This is a genomic window from Pseudomonas sp. Sample_16 (assembly GCF_004307665.1).
Classification (GTDB): Bacteria; Pseudomonadota; Gammaproteobacteria; order Pseudomonadales; family Pseudomonadaceae; genus Aquipseudomonas.
The window spans coordinates 1-4,715 of the sequence record NZ_RCOB01000110.1 but is presented as its reverse complement, the minus strand read 5'-3'; the positions used below and the strand labels follow the sequence as shown (position 1 = coordinate 4,715).

The following is a 4,715-nucleotide window of genomic DNA, read 5'->3' as shown; positions in this document are numbered from 1 at the left end:
TCCAGGTCGGCAGCACGTTGCACGGTGTCGGCAAGAACCTTGACCATGTTCGGCTGAACCTCGAGGAAACCACCGGAGATGTAATACACCTCCTCTTCCCCGCCCTGCTTGACCAGGCGGATCGGACCTGGCTTCAGATTAGTGATCAGCGGCGCGTGACCCAGGGCGATACCAAGATCACCCAGTGCACCGTGCGCAATCACCATCTCGACCAGACCGGAAAAGATTTCCCCTTCCGCGCTGACGATATCGCAATGGACTGTCATAGCCATCTGATTGCCTCAACCTAAATTAGCGCCCGTTGCCGGGCGCCGGGATTACAGTTTCTTGGCTTTCTCGATCGCTTCTTCGATGCCGCCAACCATGTAGAACGCTTGTTCTGGCAGGTGGTCGTAGTCACCGTTGAGGATGCCTTTGAAGCCAGCAATGGTGTCTTTCAGGGAAACGTATTTACCCGAAGCACCGGTGAAGACTTCAGCCACGAAGAACGGCTGCGACAAGAAACGCTGGATCTTACGAGCACGGTTTACCAACTGCTTGTCGGCTTCCGACAGCTCGTCCATACCCAGGATCGCAATGATGTCCTTCAGTTCTTTGTAACGCTGCAGAACGTACTGAACGCCGCGAGCGGTGTCGTAGTGGTCCTGGCCGATCACGTTCGGGTCCAGCTGGCGCGAAGTCGAGTCGAGTGGATCAACCGCCGGGTAGATACCCAGGGAAGCGATGTCACGGGACAGAACGACGGTAGCGTCCAAGTGGGCGAAGGTGGTCGCTGGCGACGGGTCGGTCAAGTCGTCCGCAGGTACGTATACCGCTTGGATCGAAGTGATCGAACCTTCCTTGGTCGAAGTGATACGTTCTTGCAGAACGCCCATCTCTTCAGCCAGGGTTGGCTGGTAACCTACTGCCGAAGGCATACGGCCCAGCAGTGCGGATACTTCAGTACCGGCCAGGGTGTAACGATAGATGTTGTCGACGAACAGCAGAACGTCGTTACCTTCGTCACGGAACTTCTCGGCCATGGTCAGGCCGGTCAGTGCTACGCGCAGACGGTTTCCCGGCGGCTCGTTCATCTGACCGTAAACCAGTGCCACTTTGTCCAGAACGTTGGAATCCTTCATCTCGTGGTAGAAGTCGTTACCCTCACGAGTACGCTCACCCACACCGGCGAACACGGAATAACCGCTGTGCTCGATGGCGATGTTACGGATCAGTTCCATCATGTTTACGGTTTTGCCTACACCGGCACCACCGAACAGACCGACTTTACCGCCCTTGGCAAACGGGCAAACCAGGTCGATAACCTTGATGCCGGTTTCCAGCAGGTCGTTGCCGCCTGCCTGTTCAGCGAACGAAGGCGCTGCACGGTGAATGCCCCAACGCTCTTCAGTGGCGATTGGACCGGCTTCGTCGATCGGGTTGCCCAGAACGTCCATGATCCGGCCCAGAGTTGCTTTACCAACCGGTACGGAGATGGCTGCGCCAGAGTCGGTAACTTCCAGACCGCGCTTCAAGCCTTCGGTGGAACCCATCGCAATGGTACGAACCACGCCGTCGCCCAGCTGCTGCTGAACTTCCAGGGTGGTCCCGGCCGCGCTTTGTACAGTCAGCGCGTTGTAGATGCTCGGTACGCTGTCGCGTGGAAATTCCACGTCGATAACGGCGCCGATGATTTGAACGATACGTCCGCTACTCATAGCTGGATCCTCTGAATATTTGAACCGTTAAACCGCGGCAGCGCCGCCGACGATTTCCGAGATCTCTTGGGTGATCGCAGCCTGACGCGCCTTGTTGTAGACCAGCTGCAAATCGCTGATCAAATCACCGGCGTTGTCGGTAGCGTTCTTCATCGCGATCATCCGCGCAGCTTGTTCAGCCGCGTTGTTCTCGACCACCGCCTGGTAGACCTGCGACTCCACGTAACGGACCATCAAGCCGTCCAGCAGCTCCTTGGCATCCGGTTCGTAGAGATAGTCCCAGTGGTGCTTGAGGTCTTGATCCGGGGTTGCCACCAGTGGAATCAACTGCTCCACGGTAGGCTGTTGCGTCATGGTGTTGATGAACTTGTTGGACACCACGGACAGGCGGTCAATACGGCCGTCCAGGTAGGCATCCAGCATCACCTTGACGCTGCCGATCAGATCATTGATCGACGGCTCTTCACCCAGGTGGCTGATAGCTGCAACGACGTTACCGCCGAAGTTGCGGAAAAAGGCCGCACCCTTGCTACCAACGACACACAGATCGATCTCGACGCCGTTTTCGCGGTTTACCGCCATGTCCTTGACCAGGGCCTTGAACAGGTTGGTGTTCAAGCCGCCGCACAGACCACGGTCACTGCTCACTACGACATAACCGACACGCTTGATTTCGCGGTCGATCATGAACGGGTGGCGGTATTCCGGGTTGGCGTTGGCCAGATGCCCAATTACCTGGCGGATACGCTCCGCATAAGGACGGCTAGCAGCCATGCGCATTTGTGCCTTGCGCATTTTGCTGACCGCCACTTTTTCCATGGCGCTGGTAATCTTTTGCGTGCTTTTGATGCTCGCAATCTTACTGCGAATCTCTTTTGCGCCTGCCATGTAACACCTATCAGGTTAGCAAGCGGGAGCCTTGCGGCTCCCGCTGCGGCTTACCAGGTTTGGGTGGCCTTGAACTTCTCGATACCGGCTTTCATGCCAGCGTCGATTTCGTCATTGAAGTCACCTTTCACGTTGATCTTCGCCATCAAATCGGCGTGATCGCGGTTGAAGAAAGCAATCAGCGCTTGCTCGAAGCTGCCGATCTTGGCGATTTCAACGTCAGTCAGGAACCCACGCTCAGCGGCATACAGCGACAGCGCCATGTCAGCGATCGACATTGGTGCGTATTGCTTCTGCTTCATCAGCTCGGTAACGCGCTGACCATGCTCAAGTTGCTTACGGGTCGCTTCGTCCAGGTCAGAAGCGAACTGGGCGAATGCCGCCAGTTCACGGTACTGAGCCAGAGCGGTACGGATACCACCGGACAGCTTCTTGATGATCTTGGTCTGAGCGGCACCACCCACACGGGATACCGAAACACCGGCGTTCACAGCAGGACGGATCCCGGAGTTGAACATGGCCGATTCCAGGAAGATCTGACCGTCGGTGATGGAAATCACGTTGGTCGGAACGAACGCGGAAACGTCGCCAGCCTGGGTTTCGATGATCGGCAGTGCGGTCAGGGAACCGGTTTTGCCGGTCACTGCGCCGTTGGTGAACTTCTCTACGTATTCTTCCGAAACGCGGGATGCGCGCTCCAGCAGACGGGAGTGGAGATAGAACACGTCGCCTGGGTAAGCTTCACGGCCTGGTGGACGGCGCAGCAGCAGGGAAATCTGGCGGTAAGCCACTGCTTGCTTGGACAGATCGTCATAAACGATCAGCGCGTCTTCACCGCGGTCGCGGAAGAATTCACCCATGGTGCAACCGGAGTACGGTGCCAGGAATTGCAGCGCAGGAGATTCCGAAGCACTGGCAGCCACGATGATCGTGTTGGCCAGGGCGCCGTTTTCTTCCAGCTTGCGAACCACGTTGGCGATGGTCGATTGTTTCTGACCGATCGCAACGTAGACGCAGTAGATGCCGCTGTTCTTCTGGTTGATGATCGCGTCGATCGCCAGAGCGGTTTTACCGATCTGACGGTCACCGATGATCAGCTCACGCTGGCCACGGCCGACAGGGATCATGGCATCGACAGCCTTGTAGCCAGTCTGTACAGGCTGGTCTACCGACTTACGCCAGATCACGCCTGGAGCAACTTTCTCGACCGCGTCGGTCTGAGTGTTGTTCAGCGGACCTTTGCCATCAACTGGGTTACCCAGTGCGTCGACAACGCGACCCAGCAGTTCCTTACCAACCGGAACTTCGAGGATGCGGCCAGTGCACTTGGCGCTCATGCCTTCAGCCAGAGACTGGTATGCGCCCAATACGACGGCACCTACGGAGTCTTGCTCCAGGTTGAGTGCCATACCGAAGACGCCGCCCGGAAACTCGATCATCTCGCCGTACATAACGTCGGCCAGACCGTGAATCCGCACGATACCGTCAGATACGCTGACGACAGTGCCTTCGTTACGGGCTTGGGAGGTCACATCGAGCTTGTCGATGCGGCCCTTGATAATTTCACTTATTTCGGAAGGATTGAGTTGCTGCATTGCTCTGCTGCCCCTTCAAACTCAAGATTTCAATGCTTCGGCAAGTTTCGCGATTTTGCCGCGAATCGAGCCATCGATAACCAGGTCGCCGGCGCGGATGACAACGCCCCCAATAAGGGATTTGTCTTCCTCGACTTGCAGGCGCACTTCCCGGTTGAGTCGTGCACTGAGAACCTTGGCGAGTTTGTCTTGCTGTTCTTGGTTCAATGCAAAAGCACTGGTCACTTCAACGTCTACCGATTTCTCTTGTTCGGCCTTGTACAGGTCGAACAGAGCGGCGATCTCCGGCAACAGCGGGAGACGGTCGTTTTCGGCAACGACGTGGATGAAGTTCTGTGCCTTGGCATCAAACTTGTCGCCGCACACGTCAATGAACGTGGCGGCCTTTTCTGCGCTCGTCAGTCGCGGGGCCTTGAGCACGCGCTGCATGGTGTCGTCTTCCGACACCGCTGCAGCCAGGCCGAGCATGGCTGACCAATTGGCCAGTTGCTGGTGGGCCTGAGCGTGCTCGAAGGCCGCCTTAGCGTAAGGTCGG

General features: G+C 57.0%; 5 protein-coding genes. All 5 read right to left on the bottom strand.

Features of this window, described 5'->3' with window-relative positions; all coding sequences use genetic code 11:
* A partial coding sequence (locus D8U69_RS16235) for a F0F1 ATP synthase subunit epsilon (protein WP_130907715.1) occupies positions 1–272 on the bottom strand: 272 nt, incomplete at its 3' end.
* Between the two features lie 45 nt (positions 273–317).
* Positions 318–1,697 carry a F0F1 ATP synthase subunit beta gene (atpD, locus tag D8U69_RS16230; RefSeq protein ID WP_056854270.1) on the bottom strand — a complete coding sequence of 460 codons (1,380 nt, stop codon included), beginning with the start codon at positions 1,695–1,697 and terminating at the stop codon, positions 318–320.
* 27 nt (positions 1,698–1,724) lie between these two features.
* Complete coding sequence (gene atpG, locus D8U69_RS16225) at positions 1,725–2,585, bottom strand: F0F1 ATP synthase subunit gamma (RefSeq protein WP_008045673.1); 861 nt, start codon at positions 2,583–2,585, stop codon at positions 1,725–1,727.
* A gap of 50 nt (positions 2,586–2,635) precedes the next feature.
* The gene (atpA, locus tag D8U69_RS16220; protein ID WP_056854269.1) at positions 2,636–4,180 is read right to left on the bottom strand and encodes a F0F1 ATP synthase subunit alpha; all 1,545 of its coding nucleotides are present in this window, start codon (positions 4,178–4,180) and stop codon (positions 2,636–2,638) included.
* 21 nt (positions 4,181–4,201) lie between these two features.
* Positions 4,202–4,715 (bottom strand): F0F1 ATP synthase subunit delta (locus tag D8U69_RS16215; protein ID WP_130907714.1); only part of this gene is annotated, 514 nt, incomplete at its 5' end.